Raw genomic sequence first — 23160 nt, 5'->3', positions numbered from 1 at the left:
GTGAAATCGGCTGGAAATGGCCCTGATGAATAGCCGGTGCGGGGCAATCCACGTAGGCTAACAACAGAACCGTCACATTAATCGGGAGGTAGTTGTGAAGAAATCGGATCGTATTGCCCGTGACCTGGAGCAGTCAGTCAGCAGCGCGGTAGAGAACGCCAAGGATTGGGCAGCCCCCCGCGTTGAAGCAGCCGTCGACTGGGCGGTTCCCCGCCTGCAGCACGGCATTGACACCGCTTCCCCGAAGATCCAGGAAGGGCTCAAATCGGCAGCCCACAACCTGGCCGACGGCGTTGCCACCGTAACGCCTCGCATCCAGGACGGACTCGCCCACCTTGCGCCCAAGATCCATGACGTAGTGGACGGCGCCACACCGCGGCTCCACGAAGCACTGGACAAGGCCGCGCCCGTGATCTCACAGGCCCGCGACCGCGTGGTGGTGGAATACCTGCCCAGGCTCTCGGACCAGATCGGGCACGCCTCGGAGGCGGTGCACCGCACCCTCGAAAGCGCACCCGCCCACGTGGATGCCGTCGCGCAGAGGCTTGCGGACTCCGGCGTCGTTCATTCCCTCCAGGATCAGGCACAGGCCGCAGGCCACCAGCTCAAGGCTGCTGCCGCCGAGGCCACGCGCGTTGTTACCGGGGAAGTGGCCAAGCCGCAGAAGCCCAAGCACCGCGGATTGCTGATTTTCGGTGTAATCGCCGCAGCCGTCGCCGCCGGTGTGGCCGCATGGAAAGCCTCCAAGCCTGTGGAGGATCCCTGGAAGACACCTGCTCCGGTGACGCCCGCGCCCGTTCCGGCCACAACCGTCAATGACGTAAGTGCCGCGGCCGCCGCCGCCGCCGGTGAGAAGGCTGTTGACGCAGCGGACTCCGTTGCTGCGGCATCCGACGACGCCGCCGCGAAGACTGATGAAGCAGCCGAGGACGCCAAGGACCAGGCTGCCAACGTTGCCACGGACGCCAAGACTGCCGTGAAGAACATCGCTTCCAGCATGAACAACGGTGCCGCTAAGCCCGCCGACACCTAAAACCAGGCCTTCACCGGCCGGTACAACATCGGAGGAGCCCCGCACCCAAAATGTGCGGGGCTCCTCCGTTGTTTCCCGTATCTTCACCCGCCGTCCCGGGTTGGGACGCACAAGGGTGCTAAATTTGTGGTGATGTCACCCGATAGATCCGCCGAGGATGCCTCGCACGACGCTGCGCTTATGCCGGGCGTATCCATCGTCATACCGGCATATAACGAGGCCAGCGTCATCAGGCAGTGCCTTATTGCGGCCATCTACCAGTCGGTGCCGGCCACGGAGATCATTGTTGTGGACAACATGTCCAAGGACCGCACGGCAGAGATCGTCGGCCAGATGCAGCAGGAATATCCTGAAAGCCCCATCATCCTGCTCACCCAGGACAGGTCCCAGGGCCTCATTCCCACCCGTAACTTCGGCCTCAACCACGCCACGGGCGATGTTCTGGGCCGGATCGACGCGGACTCCGTGGTGGAACCGGACTGGGTGGAACAGGTCCAGAAAGCTTTCCACGACCCGTCCGTCCAGGCAGCGACCGGTCCGGTGGTGTACTACGACATGCCGATGCGCCGCTTCGGCCTCAAAGCTGATGACAAGATGCGCCAGCTGATGCTCAAGCTGGCCAAGCACCAGTACCACTTCCTCTTTGGCTCGAACATGGCGCTGCGCCGGTCGGCCTGGGAAACCATCCGCGACGAAACCTGCCGGGATGAGAAGGACGAAATGCACGAGGACATCGACCTGTCCCTGCACCTGGCCGACCATGACCTGCGTATCCAGTACTGGCCCCAGATGGTCTCCGGCATGTCCGCCCGCCGCCTCGAGGATTCCCCGCGCGACTACCGGTACTACGTGACCAGGTTCGACCGGACCTACAAGGCCCACAACGTCAAGAAGATGGCCCTCAAGGCTCCGATGGTGGTGTTCTTCTCCGTCTACTTCCCGGCCAAGCTCCTGCGCGCCATCCACACGGTGAGCTCCGCCCAGCCTGTGCGACGCGGCGGCCAGTAGCGTCAGTCCGTGCCAAGGTCCGCCACGCGGGCTTCACCGGCTCGTGCGGGCTTTCTGCGCCGTTGGCCTGCCACCACGACGGCGAGCCCGACCAGAATCAGCGCCAGGCCGGCGTAGGTGCCGCCCGGCAGGCTCTCATCCAGGAACACAGCCGCCAGCAGCGCGGCACCGGGAATCTCCAGCAGAATGATCATGGACACCAGCAGCGGGCTCATGGTGGCCAGCAAATGGTTGAACGCCGTGTGCCCCACCAGCTGCGCGCAGACGGTGATGGCAATGATTCCCAGCCAGCCGGCTGCCTCGAAGCCCACCAGCGGCTGCCGGGAGACCAGGGCAAGAAGCGCTACTACGGCCGCGCACATGCCGTAGCAAAGCGTTGTGTAGGTGCCTGTGCCCATGGTCTCCCGCGCCTTGCCGCCCGCGAGGGTGTAGAGGCCCGCCAGGGCGCCGCCAGCCACCGCCAGGAGGTCTCCCAGCAAGGCGTCCTGGGAGGTGCCCATGTCGAACCCGGTGATGGCCACGACGCCGCCGAAGGCCATTCCCAGGCCCACCAGGACCTGCCAGCGGTGCCGTACGCCCCGGAAAAGCTGGAACACCGCAATCCAGCCCGACTGGAGGCAGACCAGCGCGGTGGCCGCCGCTACCGAAGTGAGCTGAAGGGATGTGATGAAGCAGGCGAAGTGCAGTGCCAGGGCGACGGCGGCAAGGACCGCCCAGCGGAACTCGCGGGGCGTCACCCTGCCGAACTGCCGTGGATTGGTCACGAGGACCGGCGAGGCCATGACTGCGGCTCCAATGGCGTTGCGCCAGAAGGCGATGGCCAGGGCGCTGACAGAGGTGGCGCCCAGCGTGGCGGCAATGAGGGGCCCGGAAGAGGCCACGCCCAGGACGCCTAAAGCGGCGAGGAAGAGGTTCACCGTTCCAACAGTAGTGGCCGGGACAACAGCGCCGGGCCACCTGGCGGGCAAAGCAAAAGGCCCCGGACTGCGTTTCCGCATTCCGGGGCCTTTCTTATGGTGGAGGCACGGGGACTCGAACCCCGAACCCCCTGCTTGCAAAGCAGGTGCGCTACCAATTGCGCCATGCCCCCATAAGAAGCAACCCGTCAATCATACCCTAGTTCCGGAACGCTTCTGACCAGCGTCCGTACCAGGCTCGGGACTATTCGACTGTGTCAGTCGAATCGCTCCATACCGTCTTCCGGGCTTCGGACTCCTGCACTTTCTTGAAGAGCAGCGCGCCTGCGATAGCTACTGCAACAACCAGCAACTTCTTCACATGCACCCCGTTCCGGCCCGGTATTACCCGAACCATTTCCAAAACCTGTGCAGGTTCCGTGGGCGTACCAGGACTTGAACCTGGGACCTCTTCGTTATCAGCGAAGCGCTCTAACCGCCTGAGCTATACGCCCCGATGCCTCATCGGGCCGAGACATGACTTTACAGCACATCCCGGCCCGATCTCAAATCGAGGCATTTCGCCGGTGGAATTCCGGCGAAAATCCGCGGACTAATCGTCCGTGAGGGTCACGCCGATGCCACCTACGAGGGTGGCGGAGATGTTGTACAGCACGGCCGATAGCATCGACAGGGCGGTCAACAGGACCACGTTTACCACGGCGATGATCACCGCGAAGGAAGCCACCTGGCCCAGCGAAGCAACCTTCTTCAGTTCGAACCCGCCGCCTTCGGAGCCGGCAAGCGTTCCGAGCAGGCTGTCCACCTGGTCGAAGATGCCTGTCAGGTCCAGGACGGTCCACAGGACGATAGCCGCAACGACTGTGACGATGCCCAGGGCTACGGACAGCAGGAAGGCCATCTTCAGCACGGACCAGGGGTCCACCTTGCTGACGAGGAGCCGCGCACGGCGGACCTTCGCCTTCGGGGCCGGCTTGACCAGTCCGGGGGCGCCCTGGCCGGGTCGCTGACCGGGTACGCCGGGTCGCTGACCTTGGGGGGCCTGGCCCGGAACGCCGGGACGCTGCCCCTGCGTCGGACGCTGGCCGGGGACCACCGGGCGCTGCGCCGGGGCGCCCGGCGTCGACGGCCGTTGCTGGGGACGTACGGGGGCGTTCACGCGCGGAGCGGACGCCGGCTGCCTGATCCCGCCGGGAGTGTTGCTGTTCGGCTTGGGATATGAGTCGGAATTACTCACTCGTTACCTCCGGTATTTTCTTCGTCCAGCTCAGCGTCGTCCGATGACTCGTCGGATTCCTCGGCCGGTGCTGAATCTGCCTCTGCGGACCCATCATGTGATCCGGCACCTTCAGCCAACGTTACGTCATCCCCGGCCGCTGCCGGGCTTTCAGCCGGGTTTTCCGGGTCGGTGGCTTCCGTTTCCTCGCCCTCAAGTCCGCGTTCGCTGTTCCGCGCCACCTCGATGATGCGGTCGTTCTTATCCGGCTTGGCGAAGATGACGCCCATGGTGTCGCGGCCCTTGGCGGGCACTCCGGCCACCGAGGAGCGGACTACCTTTCCGCCTTCCATGACCACAAGGACTTCGTCTTCTTCCTGGACGATGAGGGCACCTACGAGGTGGCCCCGCTCTTCCTGGTATTTTCCTACCTTGATGCCGAGGCCGCCGCGGCCCTGGAGACGGTATTCCTCCACCGCGGTCCGCTTGGCGTAGCCGCCCTCGGTGACGATGAAGACGAACGAGCCGTCCTTGACGACGTCAGCCGCCAGCAGTTCATCGTCCTCGCGGAACTTCATGCCGGTCACGCCGGACGTGGCACGGCCCATGGGCCGCAGTGCGTCGTCCGTGGCCGTGAAACGGATGGACTGGCCCATTCGTGAAACCAGCATCAGGTCATCGGTTTCCGAAACGAGCTGGGCGGAGACGAGTTCGTCGCCGTCGCGCAGGTTGATGGCGATCACGCCAGCGGAGCGGTTGGTGTCGTAGTCCTCCAGGCGGGTCTTCTTGACGAGGCCCCGCTTGGTGGCCAGCACCAGGTAAGGGGCGTGCTGGTAGTCGCGGAGATCGAGGACCTGGGCGATGTGCTCATCCGGCTGGAAGGCCAGCAGGTTGGCCACGTGCTGGCCCTTGGCGTCACGCCCCGCTTCCACGAGTTCGTAGGCCTTGGCACGGTAGACGCGCCCCAGGTTGGTGAAGAACAGCAGCCAGTGGTGCGTTGTGGTGACGAAGAAGTGCTCCACAACGTCGTCCCCGCGCAGCTGGGCACCCTTGATGCCCTTGCCGCCGCGCTGCTGTGATCGGTAGTTGTCACTGCGCGTGCGCTTGACGTAGCCGCCGCGCGTGATCGTGACAACCATCTCCTCTTCCGGGATCAGGTCCTCCATGGACATGTCACCGTCGAAGCCCATCAGGATCTTCGTGCGGCGGTCATCCCCGTGCTTGGCCACGATCTCGGAAAGTTCGGTGCTGATGATCTCCCGCTGGCGCTCTTCCGAAGCCAGGATCGAGTTGTACTCTGCGATCAGGGCCTCGAGTTCGGCATGGCGGTCCTGGATCTTCTGGCGTTCCAGGGCTGCGAGCCTTCGAAGCTGCATGTCCAGGATGGCCCGGGCCTGCAGCTCATCGATGTCCAGCAGCTGCATCAGGCCGTCCCGGGCGGCTTCGGTGGTGTTGGACGCACGGATCAAGGCAATGACCTCGTCCAGCATGTCCAGGGCCTTGAGGAGGGCGCGCAGGATGTGCGCTTCTTCCTCGGCCTTGCGGAGGCGGTACCGGGTCCGGCGGGCAATGACATCCATCTGGTGGGTGACCCAGTGCCGGATAAAGGCATCGAGGCTCAACGTCCGCGGGACGCCGTCCACGATCGCCAGCATGTTGGCGGCAAAGTTGTCCTGCAGCTGGGTGTGCTTGTACAGGTTGTTGAGCACGACCTTCGCCACGGCGTCGCGCTTAAGTACGATCACCAGCCGCTGGCCGGTGCGGCCGGAGGTTTCATCCCGAAGATCGGCAATTCCGGAGATCTTCCCGTCCTTGACGAGTTCGGCAATCTTGATGGCCAGGTTGTCCGGGTTTGCCTGGTAGGGCAGTTCGGTGACCACCAGGCAGGTGCGTCCCTGGAGCTCCTCCACGTTCACCACAGCGCGCATGGTGATGGAACCGCGGCCGGTGCGGTAGGCATCTTCGATGCCCTTGTGGCCCAGGATGGTGGCTCCGGTGGGGAAATCCGGTCCCTTGATGCGGAGCAGGAGTTCTTCCAGCAGCTCTTCGCGGCTTGCAGTCGGGTTGGCGAGGTACCACTGCACACCGTCGGCAACCTCGCGGAGGTTGTGCGGCGGAATGTTTGTGGCCATGCCGACGGCGATACCCGAGGAACCGTTGACCAGCAGGTTGGGGAAGCGGGCCGGCAGGATGGTGGGTTCCTGGTTCTTGCCGTCATAGTTGTCCTGGAAATCGACGGTTTCCTCGTCGATGTCGCGGACCATTTCCATGGCGAGCGGGGCCATTTTGGTTTCGGTGTACCGGGGTGCTGCTGCGCCGTCGTTACCCGGCGAACCGAAGTTTCCCTGCCCGAGCGCCAGGGGGTAGCGCATGGTCCAGTCCTGGATCAGGCGGACCAGGGCATCGTAGATGGCTGTATCGCCGTGCGGGTGGTACTGGCCCATAACCTCGCCCACCACACGGGCGCACTTGTTGAACGAGCGGTCCGGGCGGTAGCCGCCGTCGAACATGGCGTAAAGAACGCGGCGGTGGACGGGCTTGAGGCCGTCACGGACGTCCGGCAGGGCGCGGCCGACAATAACGGCCATGGCGTAGTCCAGGTAGGAGCGCTGCATTTCCGTCTGCAGGTCCACCTGCTCCACGCGGTCGACCAGCACATCGCCCTCCAGGACGGGCTCGACGGGTCCGGTGGAGTCCGCGGGAACCTCGGGTGTTTCGTCACTCATAGTCTATATTTTCCGTTTCAGGTATATGTCGCTCAAGGAATATTTCGGGCTCTTGTAGAGCTCTAGATATCCAGGAACCTGACATCCTTGGCGTTCTGCTGAATGAAGTTTCGGCGCGATTCAACGTCCTCGCCCATCAGCACGGTGAAGATCTGGTCGGCCGCGAGGGCGTCATCCATGGTGACCTGCAGGAGTGTGCGGTGGTCAGGGTCCATGGTGGTGTCCCACAGTTCCGTGTAGTCCATCTCGCCAAGGCCCTTGTAGCGCTGGATGCCGTTGTCCTTCGGAATGCGGCGCCCGGCGGCCTGGCCGGCAACCAGCCGGGCATCGCGTTCGCGGTCGCTGTAGACGTAATCGTGCGGAGCGTTGGACCACTTGATGCGGTACAGCGGCGGCTGAGCCAGGTACACGTATCCGTTCTCAATCAGCGGGCGCATGTAGCGGAACAGAAGCGTCATCAGGAGCGTGGTGATGTGCTGTCCGTCAACGTCGGCATCGGCCATGAGGACGATTTTGTGGTATCGCAGCTTGCTGAGGTCGAAGTCCTCGCCGATACCCGTACCAAATGCCGTGATCATGGACTGGACCTCGTTGTTGCCGAGGGCCTTGTCCAGCCGTGCCCGCTCCACGTTCAGGATCTTGCCGCGCAACGGGAGGATGGCCTGCGTTTCGGGGTTGCGGCCGCGCTTGGCGGAACCGCCGGCGGAGTCACCCTCCACGATGTACACCTCACACTTCGCCGGGTCCTTGGAAGAGCAGTCTGAAAGCTTGCCCGGCATGCCGAAGGACTCCAGCGGGCTCTTGCGGCGGGCGTTGTCGCGGGCCTTGCGGGCGGCCATCCGGGCCTGCGCTGCGGAAATCGCCTTGCGGATGACATCGCGTGCCGGACCCGGATTGCGCTCCAGCCAGTCGCCCAGGCCATCGGTGACCACGCGCTGGACAAAGCCCTTGACCTCGGAGTTGCCGAGTTTGGTCTTGGTCTGGCCTTCAAACTGCGGTTCCGCCAGCTTCACGGAAATGACGGCGGTGAGGCCTTCGCGGATGTCATCTCCGGTGAGGTTGTCATCCTTTTCCTTGATGATGTTCTTCTCGCGCGCGTAGCGGTTGATGAGCGACGTCATCGCGGCACGGAAACCCTCTTCGTGGGTGCCGCCTTCGTGGGTGTTGATCGTGTTGGCATAAGTGTGGACACTCTCGGAATACGCGTTAGTCCACTGCATCGCCATTTCCAGGGCGATCTTCCGTTCCTTGTCCTCGGTTTCGAAGGCGATGACGTCCTCGTGGACAACGTCAACCTTCTTGCCGGAGTTAAGGTGCTTGACGTAGTCCAGCAGGCCGTCGTCGTACTGGTACACAACCGTGCGGAACTCTGCGGCGACTTCACCCTCGGTGGGAACGGCATCGAGATCCAGGTCCTCGTCCTCCGAACTTTCCTGGGCAACGCGGCGTTCGTCCGTCAGCGTGATGCGCAGGCCCTTGTTGAGGAACGCCATCTGCTGGAAGCGGGCACGAAGCGTCTCGAAGTCGAATTCCGTGCTCTCGAAGATGCTGGCGTCCGGGTAGAAGGTCTGGGTGGTACCCGTCTGGTCCGTCTCTTCACCCTGGACCAGGCTGCCCTGGGGCTTGCCGCCGTCGGCGAAGGACATCCGCCAGACGTGGCCCTGGCGCCGGACTTCGGTATCCACCCGGCTGGAGAGAGCGTTGACCACGGAGATGCCCACGCCGTGGAGGCCGCCGGAAACGGCATACCCGCCTCCGCCGAATTTTCCGCCGGCGTGCAGGATGGTCATAACAACCTCAACCGTGGGCTTGTGCTCGGTGGGGTGCATGTCCACCGGGATGCCGCGGCCGTCATCGACGACTTTGACGCCGCCGTCGGCCTGGAGAACAATCTCGATGTGGGTGCAGTAGCCGGCCAGGGCCTCGTCCACAGAGTTGTCCACCACTTCGTACACAAGGTGGTGGAGTCCGCGGGGTCCCGTGGATCCGATGTACATGCCGGGACGTTTCCGAACAGCTTCAAGACCCTCAAGGACGGTGATGTCGCTCGCACCGTATCCCTTGCGTTCGGCTGCCTCCGCCGGCGCATCAGTTGTACGGGCATCCTCAGCTACGGGTTCCACTGCCGGGATATCTGCATTGTCGTTAGCCACAGGCGCTTTCGACTCCTCTGTATTCGTATGGCCGGCCGTCACCGTCTCCGATAGAAGAGGCTCCTGCCAACAGGCACGTCACTGATAACGCCGATTACTTCGTTGACTGGCGGAACCGTGCCCGGCCGCAGGAAAAGCGCCGGAAAACGGACTCAGTCAACGTTTCACCGGCGCCCAGTTATCTACCCCGATTCTACCGTGCTGGAGAGCGTAATCCCGCATTCCAGAGCCGCAAACGCGCGGGAATATAGTGCTGGCAGGCCATTGGCCCCGCCTGCAAGGCTCCCGGGGTACCGTCTCTGGGTTCCTATACGGCCAAGGGGCGTTAGAGCGCCGTACACGCCGTTTGGCCATTTTTCAAGGGTCGAGGGTTGTGGCAGTGGAAATCTGGCGGGGCGCCACAGCCAGTGACTATCCGTAAGTGTCCCGGGGACCGCGGCCATTGACTGTCCGTCCGCCCTTCCGCCAGCTGGGCGCCGCAGGCCCGAGGACCTGGATCTTGGTCACGACGCCTTCCCCCAGTTCGGTCCGGAATTTCTCGAGGAGACTGAAGCTGAGCAGGCGCAGCTGGGTTGCCCACGCAGTGGAATCGCACCGCACATGGAGCGTGGTGTCGGTGAAGCTCTCCGGCGTGCAGTGCGCCGAAATTTCAGGGCCGACAAGCGTGCTCCACTCGGCCATCACGGATCCGACGGCAACCGGCGAAGTCCAGCCTCGTTCGGCCACGAGACGTCCCACCACTTTCCCCAGGCCCAACGGGTCGCGGCCCGTGCCGTGGAACTGGGTGAAGCCCCGCGTTCCGCCGGCGCTGCGGCCCGGCTTCTTGGCTCCGCCTCCCGGCAGCGGGTACTTGCGCCGGATTTCGCCGCGGGCAGCGGCAGCTTCGCGCATCCGGTTGAGCGCCGCCTGGGGCGCATCTATTTCGTCGGGATCGCGGCCCGGCTGCAGGCCGCCAGCGTCCTTACTCATCGGGATTCCGACTCATCGATTCCTCCGGGGACTACCTTCACCCGCCGCCCGGCCAGCTCTTCCGGAATGTCGGCGTCGACGGCGGCGGTCACCAGCACCTGTTCGGCGCCGGATACTATTGCCGCCAGTTTACGCCGGCGCTGGACGTCGAGTTCGGCAAACACATCGTCAAGGATGAGGATTGGGGCCGACCCGCCGGTGCGGGCGTCGTCGAGCATCACGTAGTAGGACGCCAGCCGCAGGGAAAGGCACATGGACCACGTTTCGCCGTGCGAGGCATACCCTTTGGCCGGCGCTTCGCCGAGGATGAGTTCGACGTCGTCGCGGTGGGGCCCCACCAGGGAAATGCCCCGTTCCAGTTCTTTGCGCCTTGATGCCGCAAAAGCCTGCACATAGCGATCAGTCAGGTCATCGACGGACAGTTCCCGGAGGTCCTCACCGCGTTCGACGGCGGCGGGTCCTGCAGCGTAACCCACACCGGCGGCGTCTTCGTCCATCATGTCCTGGAGCGTGGACCGATAGATCGCGTCCGCCTCCTTGGACCCGTCGGTCAGCTTCGCGTAAGCCGCCTTCAGGTGGGGCCGGATCCTTTCCACCAGCTCCAGCCGGGCGTGCAGCAGCTCGGCACCGGCCCGTGCCATGTGCTGGTCCCACACATCCAGGGTGGCCTCGTGCCCGGCAGTGAATTTGCCGGTCCGGCCTGATTTGAGGAGGGCGTTGCGCTGCTTGAGCACACGGTCGTAGTCAGTCCGCGTCGCTGAATGCAGCGGCATGAGGCTGACCATCAGCTCGTCGAGGAAGCGCCGGCGGTTGGACGGGTCGCCCTTCACCAGCGCAAGGTCCTCCGGCGCAAAAAGCACCGTCTGGCAGATGCCGAGGATGTCCCGGGCGCGGACGGGGTTGCTGCGGTTGATGCGTCCGCGGTTGGCGCGGCTTCCGTTGATTTCCAGTTCCAGGACGGTGGACTGCCCGCCCCGTACCAGCTTGGCCCGGATCAGTGCCCGTTCGGTACCGAAGCGAAGCAGCGGGGCATCCGAACTGACACGGTGTGAGCTAAGCGTGGCCAGGTACCCGATGGCCTCCATGAGGTTGGTCTTGCCGATGCCGTTGTACCCCACAAGGACCGTCACTCCGGGTTCGAAGGAGAGGTCCACCTGGGCATAGCTGCGAAAATCGGTCAGCGAAAGCTTTTCTAGGTACACGCCGTCTTCAGGATTCCCGGACTGCTCGGACTGCTGCTACTTGGCCGGGCGGGTGGCATGCCCGCCGAACTGGTGCCGCAGGGCGGATACCATCTTCATCGCCGGGGAATTGTCTTCGCGGGAAGAGAAGCGCGCAAACAGCGCCGCTGTGATGGCCGGCGCGGGAACGGCGTTGGCGATTGCCTCTTCAACAGTCCAGCGGCCTTCTCCGGAGTCCTCGACGTAGTCATCGATCGAGGCCAGGCCCGGATCCTCGTCCAGCGCCTTCACCATGAGGTCCAGCAGCCAGGAGCGGACAACCGTTCCCTTCTGCCAGGCGCGGAAGGTTCCGGGCAGGTCCGTCACGATGTCCTTGGCGGCCAGCAGTTCATAGCCTTCCGCATAAGCCTGCATGAGTCCGTACTCGATGCCGTTGTGCACCATTTTGGCGTAGTGTCCTGCGCCGATTCCGCCAACGTGGACGAAGCTGTCCGCGCGGTCGCCTTCGGGACGAAGGGCATCGAATGCGGGCATCGCCCGTTCGATGTCGGCTGCATCGCCGCCGGCCATCAGGCCGTAGCCGTTTTGCAGGCCCCAGACACCGCCGGAGACGCCGCAGTCCGCGAACCGGATTCCCTTCTCGGCCAGTGCGGCACCATGCTTCTGGTCTTCGGTGAAGCGGGAGTTGCCGCCGTCGATCACCAGGTCGCCGGCGTCGAGCTTGGAACCCAGTTCGGTGATCACTGCATCGGTGATCTCGCCGGCCGGAACCATGACCCAGATGACACGCGGAGCCGGAACGGCTGCGATGAGCTCATCCACCGTGGCGACGTCGGTGACGTCAGGGTTGCGGTCGAAGCCGGTGACCTCGATGCCGCCCTTGCGCAGCCTCTCGCGCATGTTGAAACCCATTTTTCCAAGGCCGATCAGTCCGATGTGCACGGTAGGAACTCTTTTCTGCGCTGGTGTGGTGGAGGGGCTGCGGTGGTGGGCCCAACTGGGTCGCAATAGATGTCGTTTTGGCTGCCCATAACGACATCAGCTGCTACCTAGTTGGGCAGGCGCACCGGCATAACCAAGTAACGGTAGTCGTCCTGGTCTTCGCCGTCGGCGTCGACCTGTGCCGTGATCATGGCGGGCTTGGGCGCCGTGGTGAAGGAGAACCGGACGTACTTGGTTTCGATGACGCTAAGGCCTTCGATGAGGTAGTGCGGGTTGAACGCAACCGTGATCTCGTCGCCGGTCAGTTGTGCTTCAAGCTCTTCCGAAGCCTGGGCGTCCTCACCGGTACCGGCATCGAGGTGGAGCTGGCCTTCGGTGAACGCCAGCCGGACCGGGGTGTTGCGTTCGGCAACGAGGGAGACGCGACGGACTGCTTCGACCAGTTCCTGGGTCTGCACTGTTGCGTGAATCGGGGTTGCATCCGGGAACAGCGAACGGATCTTGGGGTAGTCGCCGTCCACCAGCAGGGACGTGGTGGTGCGTCCGCCGCTTTCGAATCCGATCAGCCGGCTGTCATCGTCGGCCAGGGCGAGGTTGATGTCGCCGCTGTTGCCGAGAGTTTTGGCAACTTCGTTGAGAGTCTTGGCCTTGACCAGGGCACTGGTGGAGATTCCGGGGGTAACGGGTTTCCAAGGTACTTCGCGCATGGCCAGACGGTAGCGGTCCGTTGCCAGCAGGGTGATGAGGTCGTCCTCGATCTCCATCCGAACGCCAGTGAGGATCGGAAGGGTGTCGTCTTTGCTGGCAGCGATGATCACTTGGGACACGGCCTGGGCAAAGGAGTCACCCGGAACGGTTCCGCTGATGGTGGGCAGTGCGGGCAGCGGCGGGTACTCGGCCTCGGGCATGGTCGCGAGGTGGAAGCTGCTGCGACGGCAGGTGAGCGTGACTTTGTTGCCGTCGGTTTCGACCTCAACAGGGGCAGACGGCAGGCTTCGGCAGATGTCCGCAAGAAGGCGGCCGGAGACCAGGATGGTGCCTTCAACGCTGATATCAGCCGGGATTTCAAGGCGGGCCGACGTTTCGTAGTCGAAACTCGAGAGGCTGACTGTGCCGGCCTCAGCCTTGAGAAGAAGCCCGGAAAGCACCGGAACCGGCGGCCGCGGAGACAACGACCGGGCGGTCCATGTGACGGCTTCTGCCAGGACGTCCCGTTCGACTCTGAACTTCACGGAAGGGTGCCGCCTTTCATTGCTGCTGCCATTTTCTGAACGGGAACTCCCGCAGGGAGTTCGAAAACCTTGCCCCCGGACACCGGAACCTGCATGGTCCGCGCTTGCTGAACCACAAACAGACCCAAGGATGGGAGCGCTGCTGACAGCTTAGCCGGAAGATTCCGGTTTTCCCCATCCCCGGCCGGGACGCTGGCTCTTCGGAGCCGAGGCCACGAGGCTGTCCGGGGCTGGGAACGAGATTGTTGTTTGAGGGAATTTCAATTTTTTGGGATTAGTAGTGTTAATAACTGCTGTGGAAACTGTGGATAACCCTGTTTCACGGCAGGATTCCGCGGTTAAGCCCTGTTCATCCGTTGTGGGCGACGCAGGTTTTAAACAGGGTGTGGATGGGGACAACTTTTTCGGCCGTTTCGCTGATCCACAGATGCCTTAAGGGTTTTAAGCCCATTAACCGCGGTTGTCCCCTTAACTATCCACAGGCTTATCCACATGCGCCTGTTAATAAGGTAAGGAGGCGGGCGCGAAGCCCGGCTTAGGAATCCCGCTGCTGCTGCTTGATGCGGTTGGTCAGCTCCGTAACCTGGTTGTAGATCACACGGCGCTCGGCCATCAGTTCACGGATTTTGCGGTCTGCGTGGATCACCGTGGTGTGGTCCCGGCCGCCGAGCTCCTGGCCGATCTTCGGAAGTGACATGTCCGTCAGCTCGCGGCACAGGTACATGGCGATCTGGCGTGCGGTCACCAGGGTGCGGGTCCGGGACTTGCTGCAGAGCTCCTCCATGCTGAGCTTGAAGTAGTCGGCCGTCTGGGTGAGGATCTGGGCGGACGTGATCTCCTGGGCGCCGTCGTCCGTGATGAGGTCCTTGAGGACCATCTCGGCCAGGGCGACGTCCACCGGCTGCCGGTTCAGGCTGGCGAAGGCCGTGACCCGGATGAGTGCGCCCTCGAGTTCACGGATGTTGCTGGAGATTTTGGACGCGATGTACTCCAGTGCGTCATCCGGTGCGGACAGACCTTCGCTGAGGGCCTTCTTGCGGAGGATCGCGATCCGGGTTTCCAGCTCCGGCGGCTGGATATCGGTCAGCAGGCCCCATTCGAAACGGGACTTCATCCTGTCTTCGAAGCCGGCCAGCAGCTTGGGCGGCTGGTCCGAGGTGATGACAACCTGCTTGTTGTTGTTGTGGAGCGCGTTGAACGTGTGGAAGAACTCCTCCAGCGTGCGGTCCTTGCCGGCCAGGAACTGAATGTCATCGATCAGCAGGACATCCACGTTGCGGTACGTGGTCTTGAAGCTGGTGCCCTCATCGTCCCGAATGGAGTTGATGAAGTCGTTGGTGAATTCTTCGGAGTTGACGTAGCGGACGCGGATGCCGCTGTAGAGCCGGCGGGCGTAGTGTCCGATCGCGTGCAGGAGGTGGGTTTTACCCAGACCCGAGTCACCGTAGATGAAGAGCGGGTTGTAGGCCTTGGCCGGTGCCTCGGCGACGGCGACGGCGGCCGCGTGCGCAAACCGGTTCGAGGAACCGATCACGAACGTGTCGAAGACGTACTTGGGATTCAGCCGGCCGAATTCGTGGGAGGTGCTCGGCAGCATGGGCTGCGGCTTCTGCTCCACGGTTGGATCGGTCGCGAGGGAAAGTTCGACGGCGGGTTCCGGCTCCGTGTGGAGGGGCACCAGATCGGTGTCGACGTCGATGGCGCAGCGGATGTCGTCGGAGAAGACATTGTGCAGGGCGTCGTCAAGGGCTTCCTTGACCTGGGTTTGCAGGACTTCACGGGTGAGTTCGTTGGGCACCGCGACCAGGAGGGTTGAACCGATCAGTCCCTGCGCCTGGGCGAGGATTACGAAGCCGCGCTGCCGGGGTGAAACCCGGTGGTCCTGCTCCAGAAGGCTCACAACCCGCCGCCAGGAACTTCCGACAGTATTCGCGTGGTTGGCTTCGTCTACTGTCATCAATCAGTTCCTCAAACTTGCTTGCCTGCATTACCTGCAGCCACAAGTCCTGAACCAGGGGCTGGTTCCGGCTTATATCCACAGGGTTATGCACAGAGCGTGGATAATCGGCTACTGAGCCACTCTAGGGGATGAAAAGCCTAGAAGATAGCTGGGTAGAGCCTTGTGGATAATTACACCGTTGTGGTTCGAAAACGGGCCCTGTGAGCCACTTCATCCACAGGCTGTGGGCGGAGGTTAACCACAGCAGGTGCGGGGCAGTGAGGGGCAGCCCGGTTTGACTCTCGGATGCTTTTTGGCCTAACGTTGTGAAGTCCTTTGTGTCCGCTTTTCGACCTCATTTGAATCTCTCTGACGTTCTGCGTCCTACGAGCCGAGGGCAGCGTGTGCACATACAAAACTTAGCGTCGGCCAGTTCTTCCCCTTTTTGATCGGGTGGGCGCACCTTTGATCCACTGGAGTAACTAACGTGAGCAAGCGGACTTTTCAGCCGAATAACCGCCGTCGAGCCAAGAAGCACGGCTTCCGCCTTCGTATGCGTACCCGTGCCGGCCGTGCCATCCTGGCAGCCCGTCGTGGCAAGGGCCGCACCGAACTGTCGGCCTAAATACACTGACTCGTCGGTCAACACCCCTTTGCGAGTTTAACGGTGCTAGCCACCAGGAACCGTCTGAGGACCCCAACCGATTTTTCAACAACTGTACGTTCCGGCGTCCGCAATGGACGCCGGAACGTAGTGTTATATACGGTAGCTATTGCTGCTGACGAACCAAGCCGGATCGGATTCATCGTTTCCAAGAGTGTCGGGAACGCTGTTGTCAGGAACCTCGTTAAGAGGAGACTGAGGGAAGCCGGTGCTTTGTCGTTGCAGGAATACGGTACCGGGTTCGCCATTGTGGTCCGGGCACTGCCTGCGGCCGCGGCTGCCAGCTGGGACCAACTGCTGGCAGATTACAATGCCGCTCTGGAAACGACCATGAAACGGCTGGGCGGCCGCCTTCCTCGGGCCGCGTCAGCGGTTTCACGGGAAACAAGACAGGAAGGGACACCGCGTGCGTAACTCCATTGCCGCCGTCGTCCTCTTCCTCAAACCGGCAGCGGTCTTGGTGGGCACAGCGCTCTGGAACCTGCCCCGCAACTTTCTCATCCTGCTGCTGAAGGCCTACCGCAAGGTGATTTCACCCTTGTACGGCCAGGTCTGCCGCTTCTTTCCTTCGTGCTCGGCGTACGCCCTCGAAGCGATCACGGTGCATGGCGCCGTCAAGGGAAGCTGGCTCGCGGCCCGGCGCCTGCTGCGTTGTCATCCTTGGAACGCCGGCGGAGTGGACCATGTCCCCGCCGGTCACCGCCACTGGCCCGAAAACCGGACCCCCACAATTGTTGTGCTGAACAACCCGGACAAGTACCTGGCTGCTCAGACTGATGGAGAAGGCCGCACTGCGGCCTGACGAATAGGGATATCGTATGGACTTCTTTGAAACAATCATGTTTCCGTTCAAGTGGCTCGTGTCCATCATCATGGTGGGCTTCCATGAGGGACTGAGCACCATTGGCCTGCCGGCAGCGAACGGCTGGACGTGGACGCTGTCCATCATCGGCCTGGTGCTGGTCATTCGCGCCGCCCTGATCCCCGTGTTCGTCAAGCAGATCAAGGCCCAGCGCGGAATGCAGCTCCTGCAGCCGGACCTGAAGAAGCTGCAGGACAAGTACAAGGGCAAGACGGACCAGCTGTCCCGCCAGGCCATGGCCCAGGAACAGATGGCCATGTACAAGAAGCACGGCACCAACCCGTTCTCGGCCTGCCTGCCCATGTTGATCCAGATGCCTTTCTTCTTTGCGCTGTTCCAGGTGCTCTCCGGCATCACGGCGGCCCGCGATAAGGGTGCCGGCATTGGCGCCATGAGCCACGAACAAGTTGTCCAGTTCGACGAGTCGAGCATTTTCGGTGCCCCGCTGTCCGCCACCCTGCTTCACGGCACGCCTCCTGGCGGCAACGTGGTGGCTGTTTGGACCCTCTCGATCGTGATGATCCTGGCCATGACGGCATCGCAGTTCATCACGCAGAAGCAGATCATGGCCAAGAACATGTCCGAAGAGGCAATGGCCAGCCCGTTCATGCGCCAGCAGAAGATGATGCTTTACATCCTGCCGATCGTCTTCGGTGTGGGCGGCATCAACTTCCCCATCGGTGTCCTCATCTACTGGACCACCACCAACCTCTGGACCATGGCCCAGCAGTTCTTCGTCATCCGCCGCATGCCGACGCCGGGATCCCCCGCCGCCAAGGCCCTCGCCGAGCGCCGTGCCGCCAAGGGCCTCCCGGCCCTGCCCATCCTGGGAGGCAAGAAGGCCGACGTCGAGGCTGAAGCTGCCGCTGCCGCTGCAGCCGCGGTCGCCGAGGCCAAGAGCCAGCGCATCCAGCCACAACGTAAGAACAGGAAGAAGAAGTAATGTCTGTCGATAGCACCGAAAACGCCGTTTCCGCCGAGGCCATTGAAGACCAGGACGACGCCCAGGATGAGATCCAGGATGCAGGCAAGGGTTCTTCCGCCAGCCGGCTGGAAGAAGAAGGCGACGTCGCCGCCGACTACCTGGAGGAATTGCTTGACATCGCAGACATTGACGGCGATATCGACATCGAGGTCCGCAACGGACGGACATACATTTCCATCGTGGCAGAGGAAGAATCCGCGGGTCTTGAGAGCCTTGTTGGCCGCGACGGTGAAGTGCTCGAAGCCCTGCAGGAGTTGACCCGTCTTTCGGTCCTTTCCGCCACCGAGAACCGTTCCCGCTTGGTGCTGGACATCAACGGCTACCGCCAGGAGCGCGCAGGCCACCTCCAGAAGATCGCGGAGGACGCCGTGGCTTCCGTAAAGGAATCCGGTAAGACTGTGGCACTGGAACCGATGAGCGCCTACGAGCGAAAGATTGTCCACGACGCTGTGGCCGATCTCGGGTTCGTCAGCGAATCCGAAGGCGAAGGTGCCGGGAGGCACATCGTTGTCTCCGCAGACTGAAGATTCCGGGACGCTGACAATGGTTGACATTACCGACGCCGAGCTGAAGGCGGCTGAGGCGATCTTTGGCGACCGCCTCGACCTGGCCAAGCGCTACGTGGAGCACCTGGCCACCTCGGGTACCGAACGGGGCCTTATCGGACCGCGTGAGATCCCCAGGCTCTGGAGCCGGCATGTTTTGAATTGCGCCGTTATCGAGCGGGAAATTGCCCAAGGCAGCCACGTCGCGGATGTTGGCAGCGGTGCCGGACTGCCGGGACTGTGTCTGGCAATTGCGAGGCCTGACCTTGAACTGACGCTGATCGAACCGCTGGAACGCCGGGTGATATGGCTTCAGGAGGTTGTGGACGACCTCGGGCTGAGCAACGTAACGGTCATGCGCACGCGTGCTGAACTGGCCGTGGGTATGGTGAACGCCGACGTCGTTACCGCTCGTGCGGTTTCGGCTTTGTCCAACCTTGCCGGCCTGACGATCCCCCTGCTTGCTGGTAAGGGCGAGGTTGTGGCTATCAAAGGACGCAGTGCGGGGGAAGAGATCGAGAAGGCTGCCAAAGCCATCCGCAAGCTCGGCGGCGTTCAAACGTCCGTAGTGGTGGTCGGCGAGGACATCCTCGAAGAACCCACCACTGTGGTCCGAATCATCGTTAATAAGACGCAAAAGATTGCCTAACCGCTGGCCCGGTGCCGCAGGACTTTTGGGGGAACCAGTTAGGCTAGTGAACGGCAGAAAAAGCCGAATGAGAGTGAGTGTGTCACAGTGACCAGTAGCGAAGCCTCCACACAGCGGATACCCCCGTTCGTGTCCCTGGGGTCCGCACGGGCCATGGTTGCGCCCTCAATTGCGCCCACGGATTCGTGGAATCATCTGAATTCGGTTACAAACCGGTCTAAGTCCGCGGCAGTTTCACGTGAAACTGAATCGGTCAGTGGCAACATCATGGACTCCATTGATGACTCGAGCCCGATTGCCCGGGACCTGGCCCACGAAAACAAACGCCGCGAACGGTTGATCGGCCGCGAACTGCCGAAGCCGGAGAAAACGCGCGTCTTCACCGTCTCGAACCAGAAGGGCGGGGTTGGCAAGACAACCACCACGGTCAACATTGCCGCTGCCCTCGCTGCCGCCGGGCTGAATGTCCTGGTCATCGACATCGATCCCCAGGGGAACGCTTCCACTGCCCTCGGCATTGAACATCATGCGGACGTCGACAGCATCTATGACGTCCTGATCAACGACGTTCCCCTCAAGGACGTTGTGGCCCCGTGCCCTGACATCGATAACCTGATTTGTGCACCCGCCACCATTCACTTGGCCGGCGCTGAAATTGAACTTGTTTCACTCGTCGCCAGGGAACAGCGGCTCCGCCGCGCGATTGATGTGTATGCCAAGGAACGCGAGAAGTCGGGCGAGGCCCGTCTTGACTACATCTTCATCGACTGCCCGCCGAGCCTTGGGCTGCTAACGGTCAACGCGTTCTGCGCCGCCAGCGAGGTGCTGATTCCCATCCAGTGCGAGTACTACGCTTTGGAAGGCCTCAGCCAGCTTCTGAAGAACATTGAGATGATCCAGAAGCACCTCAACGCAGATTTGGTTGTTTCCACCATTCTTCTCACCATGTATGACGGCCGGACGAACCTGGCCGCTCAGGTGGCAGCCGAAGTTCGTCAGCACTTCCCGGACCAGGTCCTTGGTGCCGTGGTGCCGCGATCGGTTAGGATCTCCGAGGCACCCAGTTACCAGCAGACTGTGATGACGTACGACCCCTCCTCCAGCGGTGCACTGTCCTACTTGGAAGCCGCAGCCGAAATCGCTGAACGTTAGAATTTTCAACAATTGCACTAGCCAGAGCCGGGTCTGCCGGGCTCTTCCATTGGAGGGATTTATCCATGAGCGATAAGCGACGCGGCCTCGGTCGTGGTCTTGGCGCACTCATTCCAAGTTCCGCTCCGGCTAACGCTTCCGGCAACGGCGCAGCGCCTTCACGACCAGTGGACTTGTTCTTTCCCGAGGCACGCAAGACGTCCACGGCCACAGCCGTTCCCGTGGACGAAGAAACGTCTGTGCCGGCTTCCCCTGAACCCAAAAAGTCCGTCGGGAGCGCAGCGCCATCTGAGCTGAAGGCTCCGGCCCGGAAAGCAGCAGCCAACTCCGTCTCAGCCAAGCGAGCCGATACCGAGAAGCCTGACGAGGATGAGGTGGCTTCATCAGAGGCTGCCGTTGTCACCGATACCGGACCTGAACTGGTAGAAGTCCCGGGTGTCAGGTTCGCGGAAATTCCGGTCGGCGACATTCACCCGAACCGTAAACAGCCCCGCTCCGTCTTCGATGAGGACGATATGGCGGAGCTCATTCACTCTGTCCGCGAAATAGGCGTTCTTCAGCCAATTGTGGTCCGGACGTCAACCGAAAAGGGTGGCGAACCGTATGAGCTCGTCATGGGTGAGCGCCGGTGGCGTGCAGTGCAGGCCGCGGGGATGGAAACCATCCCTGCAATTGTCAGGGACACCACTGACGATGACCTGCTTCGAGATGCACTCCTCGAAAACCTTCACCGCAGCCAACTTAATCCTCTTGAAGAGGCGGCCGCCTACCAGCAGCTGTTGGAGGACTTCGGTACGACGCATGAACAGCTCGCAGATCGCATTGGTCGTTCTCGCCCCCAAGTCTCAAACACCTTGCGCCTCCTGAAGCTGCCGCCGCTGGTTCAGCGAAGGGTTGCAGCGAGTGTGCTGTCCGCTGGGCACGCGCGCGCACTCCTTGCGCTTCCCGATGCAGCGGCAATGGAACGCCTGGCGCAGAAGATCGTCGCAGAGGGAATGTCCGTTCGCGCCACCGAGGAAGCTGTCACTCTGTACCAGAGCCCTGCAACCACCGCGAAGAACAATGTCCCCCGTCCGGGCGCTCGTCATGAGCGGTTGGACTACCTCGCGTCGTCTCTGTCAGATCGACTGGATACTAATGTAAAGATCTCCCTCGGCGCCCGAAAGGGCCGCGTGAGTATCGAATTTGCCAGCGTGGAGGACTTGAATCGGATCATGGAAGTTCTTTCACCCGGATCTGAGAACTGAAACCTAGGCGACCGGAGAGGGCCTGTTTCACGTGAAACAGGCCCTCTTTTTTGTGTCCTCCTGCCGCTGGTCGACGACTCGGCCGGAGATCATTCCTGGTAGTACCTGGTCAGCATCAGTTTTGGGTTTCAGATGACCTCAAACAGCTGAAGTCTATGTCGGCGGGATGCCCGTCGTTTCGCCGTCGGGGAGTCCGCAGCTTCGGAGGAGGCAGACGGGCGCTTCCTGCCGACCGCGACTCGTGTCCGTGCTGTCGTCTCGCGCGGCGGCACTTAGCGGCCTGGAGAGCCGTCCTGGGCTCCCTGGGCTGTGAATACTGAGGTCCCTGCTAGAAGGGAGTATTGCGGGCTCACCGGGCCCACACCCCCCGCGGACGACCGAAAAATGGCTCACATGGCCCCGACTGCCCCACGCCGGCAAGATCTCGGCGCCGGATAGACGCAGGCACCCTGTGGCAAAGTCGGAGCCAAGTGATTCCTGAGGCTGGAGGGTAGGGATGTCGGCACCAGTTCACGTTTCGATCGCCGGCAGACGGTTGGTGGCAGTTGGTCTTCTGAGACGGCAATAGCGGAATCCACCGCATCGGGGCTTCTCGTCCTCGAGCTTTCTGATGTGGGCAGAGCCGGCGTTGTACTGGTGGATGAAGTTGTACTGGTGGATGGGCGGGTAGACCGGAAGGAGATGGGTGCGGAAGCCGTTCCAGTACAAATTGGTCCATCCGGGCACATTGTTTGACGCAGGGAAGATGGTTTTTCGCTAGGGCGAACGGTTGGTCTCGCGTTTCCCTTTGACCTCTCTCGCCGTGTCGAACCGGACGGATCGGCGTCCTTCTCGCGGAATTTCATTGGGCGGCGCAGACTAACTCAAGCTGTAGCCTCAATTGGATGCATGTGCTGTTTCACGTGGAACCATGCCAAGCACACACTGGAGTTGCTACACGCACCCTGTTGATCGCGAAATATCAGACTACGGCGGATCGCAAAGTGTGGACGTCTGCTGGAGCATCACGGCTTAGCCGGCGCCAGGGACGCTTTGCGGGCAATCTCCGGAGCCACTCAGGGGGCGTTTCCCGATGAAGATGCAGACAACAGGGTCCCTGTGCATCTCGGCTTCTGACAGCTATACCTCCTTCGGATCTTCAGTGGCTGCGCATGGCGATTATGGTGCGGTTAGATGTGCAGGACGTGGCAGTGGCCAGGCATTGCCATTGATCTGCAGACGAAATCCGACTGACAGAAGTACTGCCGACCGAGCGGGACTGCAGCTGTTTCCTTTGGATCTCAATTTCTCCGCTGAATGCCTTCCACAGTTCTCTCGACCGATTTTCTCGAGCGGCGCCCATGCCAGATGCCGACCCAGCGCGGTGCCCTGCCGTCGACCCAAGACTGAGTTGGTTCTGTGGCATGGTTCTGAATGGACTCGCTCATCGGGCACTCCCCCCGGAGCGTCCAGCGCTCGGTAAGTGGCACCCCCCCCGGAGCGTCCGGCGCTCGGTAAGTCGCACTGCCCCCAATTGCAGGGCCTGTTTATGTTTCACGTGAAACGTTGACTAGGCGGGTGAATCCACAACGGGCTACCCATCTGTCACGGGCGACTGTTTGAAGGGCCTGCTGCGCCGGGTCAAAGTTGTGACTAGGTAGCGGTTGGCAAGTAGCCTGTCCGACACTGTGACCTCGTCGGCTTGTGGTGAAACAGACACGGACCCCTGGGGACCCGGGTCGCGCATTGGAATTTGGCCAA

General features: G+C 62.2%; 20 protein-coding genes and 2 tRNA genes. 10 read left to right on the top strand and 12 right to left on the bottom strand.

The annotated features are described in order from the left end of the window. The first annotated feature begins 94 nt into the window (after nt 1–94). Nucleotides 95–1033, top strand: coding sequence for a hypothetical protein (locus AC07YR_RS16850; RefSeq protein ID WP_494734630.1), 939 nt, complete (start codon nt 95–97; stop codon nt 1031–1033). Between the two features lie 132 nt (nt 1034–1165). Further along, nucleotides 1166–2041: a glycosyltransferase family 2 protein gene (locus AC07YR_RS16845; RefSeq protein WP_494734629.1), complete on the top strand. Its 876-nt coding sequence runs from the start codon at nt 1166–1168 to the stop codon at nt 2039–2041. A gap of 2 nt (nt 2042–2043) precedes the next feature. Here AC07YR_RS16845 and AC07YR_RS16840 read toward each other — a convergent pair whose 3' ends face one another. From AC07YR_RS16840 to dnaA, 12 genes are all read right to left on the bottom strand, one after another. Continuing rightward, nucleotides 2044–2958: a DMT family transporter gene (locus tag AC07YR_RS16840; protein ID WP_494734628.1), complete on the bottom strand. Its 915-nt coding sequence runs from the start codon at nt 2956–2958 to the stop codon at nt 2044–2046. Nucleotides 2959–3055: 97 nt separating this feature from the next. After that, nucleotides 3056–3131: transfer RNA gene (locus AC07YR_RS16835), tRNA-Ala, on the bottom strand. Between the two features lie 71 nt (nt 3132–3202). Beyond that, nucleotides 3203–3355, bottom strand: a complete 153-nt coding sequence (locus AC07YR_RS16830) for a DLW-39 family protein (RefSeq protein WP_235505590.1) — start codon at nt 3353–3355, stop codon at nt 3203–3205. Between the two features lie 23 nt (nt 3356–3378). Beyond that, nucleotides 3379–3452, bottom strand: a tRNA-Ile gene (locus AC07YR_RS16825). A 98-nt stretch (nt 3453–3550) separates the two neighbouring features. Further along, entirely contained in the window at nt 3551–4195 is a 645-nt protein-coding gene (locus AC07YR_RS16820) for a DUF3566 domain-containing protein (protein ID WP_494734627.1), read from the bottom strand. Further along, the gene (gyrA, locus tag AC07YR_RS16815) at nt 4192–6900 is read right to left on the bottom strand and encodes a DNA gyrase subunit A (protein ID WP_494734626.1); all 2709 of its coding nucleotides are present in this window, start codon (nt 6898–6900) and stop codon (nt 4192–4194) included. Before gyrA ends, AC07YR_RS16820 begins: the two co-directional genes overlap by 4 nt. Nucleotides 6901–6962: 62 nt before the next feature. Continuing rightward, a complete protein-coding gene (gyrB, locus tag AC07YR_RS16810; RefSeq protein ID WP_055797412.1) occupies nt 6963–9053 on the bottom strand; it encodes a DNA topoisomerase (ATP-hydrolyzing) subunit B in 2091 nt (696 codons plus the stop codon). 411 nt (nt 9054–9464) lie between these two features. Further along, complete coding sequence (locus AC07YR_RS16805) at nt 9465–10022, bottom strand: DciA family protein (protein ID WP_494734625.1); 558 nt, start codon at nt 10020–10022, stop codon at nt 9465–9467. Next, nucleotides 10019–11224: a DNA replication/repair protein RecF gene (recF, locus tag AC07YR_RS16800; protein WP_494734624.1), complete on the bottom strand. Its 1206-nt coding sequence runs from the start codon at nt 11222–11224 to the stop codon at nt 10019–10021. Before recF ends, AC07YR_RS16805 begins: the two co-directional genes overlap by 4 nt. A 36-nt stretch (nt 11225–11260) precedes the next feature. Further along, on the bottom strand, nt 11261–12145 hold the full coding sequence (gene gnd, locus AC07YR_RS16795; RefSeq protein WP_055797403.1) for a phosphogluconate dehydrogenase (NAD(+)-dependent, decarboxylating): 885 nt from the start codon (nt 12143–12145) through the stop codon (nt 11261–11263). A 107-nt stretch (nt 12146–12252) separates the two neighbouring features. Next, entirely contained in the window at nt 12253–13377 is a 1125-nt protein-coding gene (gene dnaN / locus AC07YR_RS16790) for a DNA polymerase III subunit beta (RefSeq protein WP_436056189.1), read from the bottom strand. A 535-nt stretch (nt 13378–13912) separates the two neighbouring features. Continuing rightward, a complete protein-coding gene (gene dnaA, locus AC07YR_RS16785; RefSeq protein WP_043479795.1) occupies nt 13913–15334 on the bottom strand; it encodes a chromosomal replication initiator protein DnaA in 1422 nt (473 codons plus the stop codon). 469 nt (nt 15335–15803) lie between these two features. Here dnaA and rpmH point away from each other — a divergent pair, with 469 nt between their 5' ends. The 8 genes from rpmH to AC07YR_RS16745 all read left to right on the top strand — a co-directional run bounded on the left by rpmH (nt 15804) and on the right by AC07YR_RS16745 (nt 21420). Continuing rightward, entirely contained in the window at nt 15804–15941 is a 138-nt protein-coding gene (gene rpmH, locus AC07YR_RS16780) for a 50S ribosomal protein L34 (RefSeq protein ID WP_003800212.1), read from the top strand. A gap of 42 nt (nt 15942–15983) precedes the next feature. After that, a complete protein-coding gene (gene rnpA, locus AC07YR_RS16775; protein ID WP_436059226.1) occupies nt 15984–16394 on the top strand; it encodes a ribonuclease P protein component in 411 nt (136 codons plus the stop codon). Further along, the gene (yidD, locus tag AC07YR_RS16770; protein ID WP_055797397.1) at nt 16387–16782 is read left to right on the top strand and encodes a membrane protein insertion efficiency factor YidD; all 396 of its coding nucleotides are present in this window, start codon (nt 16387–16389) and stop codon (nt 16780–16782) included. The genes rnpA and yidD overlap by 8 nt, the downstream gene beginning before the upstream one ends. 16 nt (nt 16783–16798) lie before the next feature. Further along, nucleotides 16799–17785: a membrane protein insertase YidC gene (gene yidC / locus AC07YR_RS16765; RefSeq protein WP_494734623.1), complete on the top strand. Its 987-nt coding sequence runs from the start codon at nt 16799–16801 to the stop codon at nt 17783–17785. Beyond that, entirely contained in the window at nt 17785–18351 is a 567-nt protein-coding gene (locus AC07YR_RS16760) for a Jag family protein (RefSeq protein ID WP_494734622.1), read from the top strand. The genes yidC and AC07YR_RS16760 overlap by 1 nt, the downstream gene beginning before the upstream one ends. 19 nt (nt 18352–18370) lie before the next feature. Then, nucleotides 18371–19021: a 16S rRNA (guanine(527)-N(7))-methyltransferase RsmG gene (gene rsmG, locus AC07YR_RS16755; RefSeq protein ID WP_055797387.1), complete on the top strand. Its 651-nt coding sequence runs from the start codon at nt 18371–18373 to the stop codon at nt 19019–19021. An 87-nt stretch (nt 19022–19108) separates the two neighbouring features. Further along, nucleotides 19109–20173 carry a ParA family protein gene (locus AC07YR_RS16750; RefSeq protein ID WP_494734621.1) on the top strand — a complete coding sequence of 355 codons (1065 nt, stop codon included), beginning with the start codon at nt 19109–19111 and terminating at the stop codon, nt 20171–20173. 65 nt (nt 20174–20238) lie between these two features. After that, nucleotides 20239–21420: a ParB/RepB/Spo0J family partition protein gene (locus AC07YR_RS16745; protein WP_436059221.1), complete on the top strand. Its 1182-nt coding sequence runs from the start codon at nt 20239–20241 to the stop codon at nt 21418–21420. Nucleotides 21421–23160 lie beyond the last annotated feature (1740 nt).

The sequence above is a fragment of the Arthrobacter sp. GW460-12-1-14-TSB2 genome, from assembly GCF_059423525.1.
Note: the sequence above shows the minus strand (reverse complement) of the source record. Positions and strands in the feature narration are given on the sequence as shown.

What these genes read in the sequence shown, in the direction of transcription:
- AC07YR_RS16745 (WP_436059221.1), top strand. Translation starts at nt 20,239, where the DNA reads ATGAGCGATAAGCGACGCGGCCTCGGTCGTGGTCTTGGCGCACTCATT.
- yidC (WP_494734623.1), top strand. Translation starts at nt 16,799, where the DNA reads ATGGACTTCTTTGAAACAATCATGTTTCCGTTCAAGTGGCTCGTGTCC.
- dnaA (WP_043479795.1), bottom strand. Translation starts at nt 15,334, where the DNA reads ATGACAGTAGACGAAGCCAACCACGCGAATACTGTCGGAAGTTCCTGG.
- AC07YR_RS16760 (WP_494734622.1), top strand. Translation starts at nt 17,785, where the DNA reads ATGTCTGTCGATAGCACCGAAAACGCCGTTTCCGCCGAGGCCATTGAA.
- AC07YR_RS16830 (WP_235505590.1), bottom strand. Translation starts at nt 3,355, where the DNA reads ATGGTTCGGGTAATACCGGGCCGGAACGGGGTGCATGTGAAGAAGTTG.
- AC07YR_RS16805 (WP_494734625.1), bottom strand. Translation starts at nt 10,022, where the DNA reads ATGAGTAAGGACGCTGGCGGCCTGCAGCCGGGCCGCGATCCCGACGAA.
- gyrA (WP_494734626.1), bottom strand. Translation starts at nt 6,900, where the DNA reads ATGAGTGACGAAACACCCGAGGTTCCCGCGGACTCCACCGGACCCGTC.
- rsmG (WP_055797387.1), top strand. Translation starts at nt 18,371, where the DNA reads ATGGTTGACATTACCGACGCCGAGCTGAAGGCGGCTGAGGCGATCTTT.
- AC07YR_RS16845 (WP_494734629.1), top strand. Translation starts at nt 1,166, where the DNA reads ATGTCACCCGATAGATCCGCCGAGGATGCCTCGCACGACGCTGCGCTT.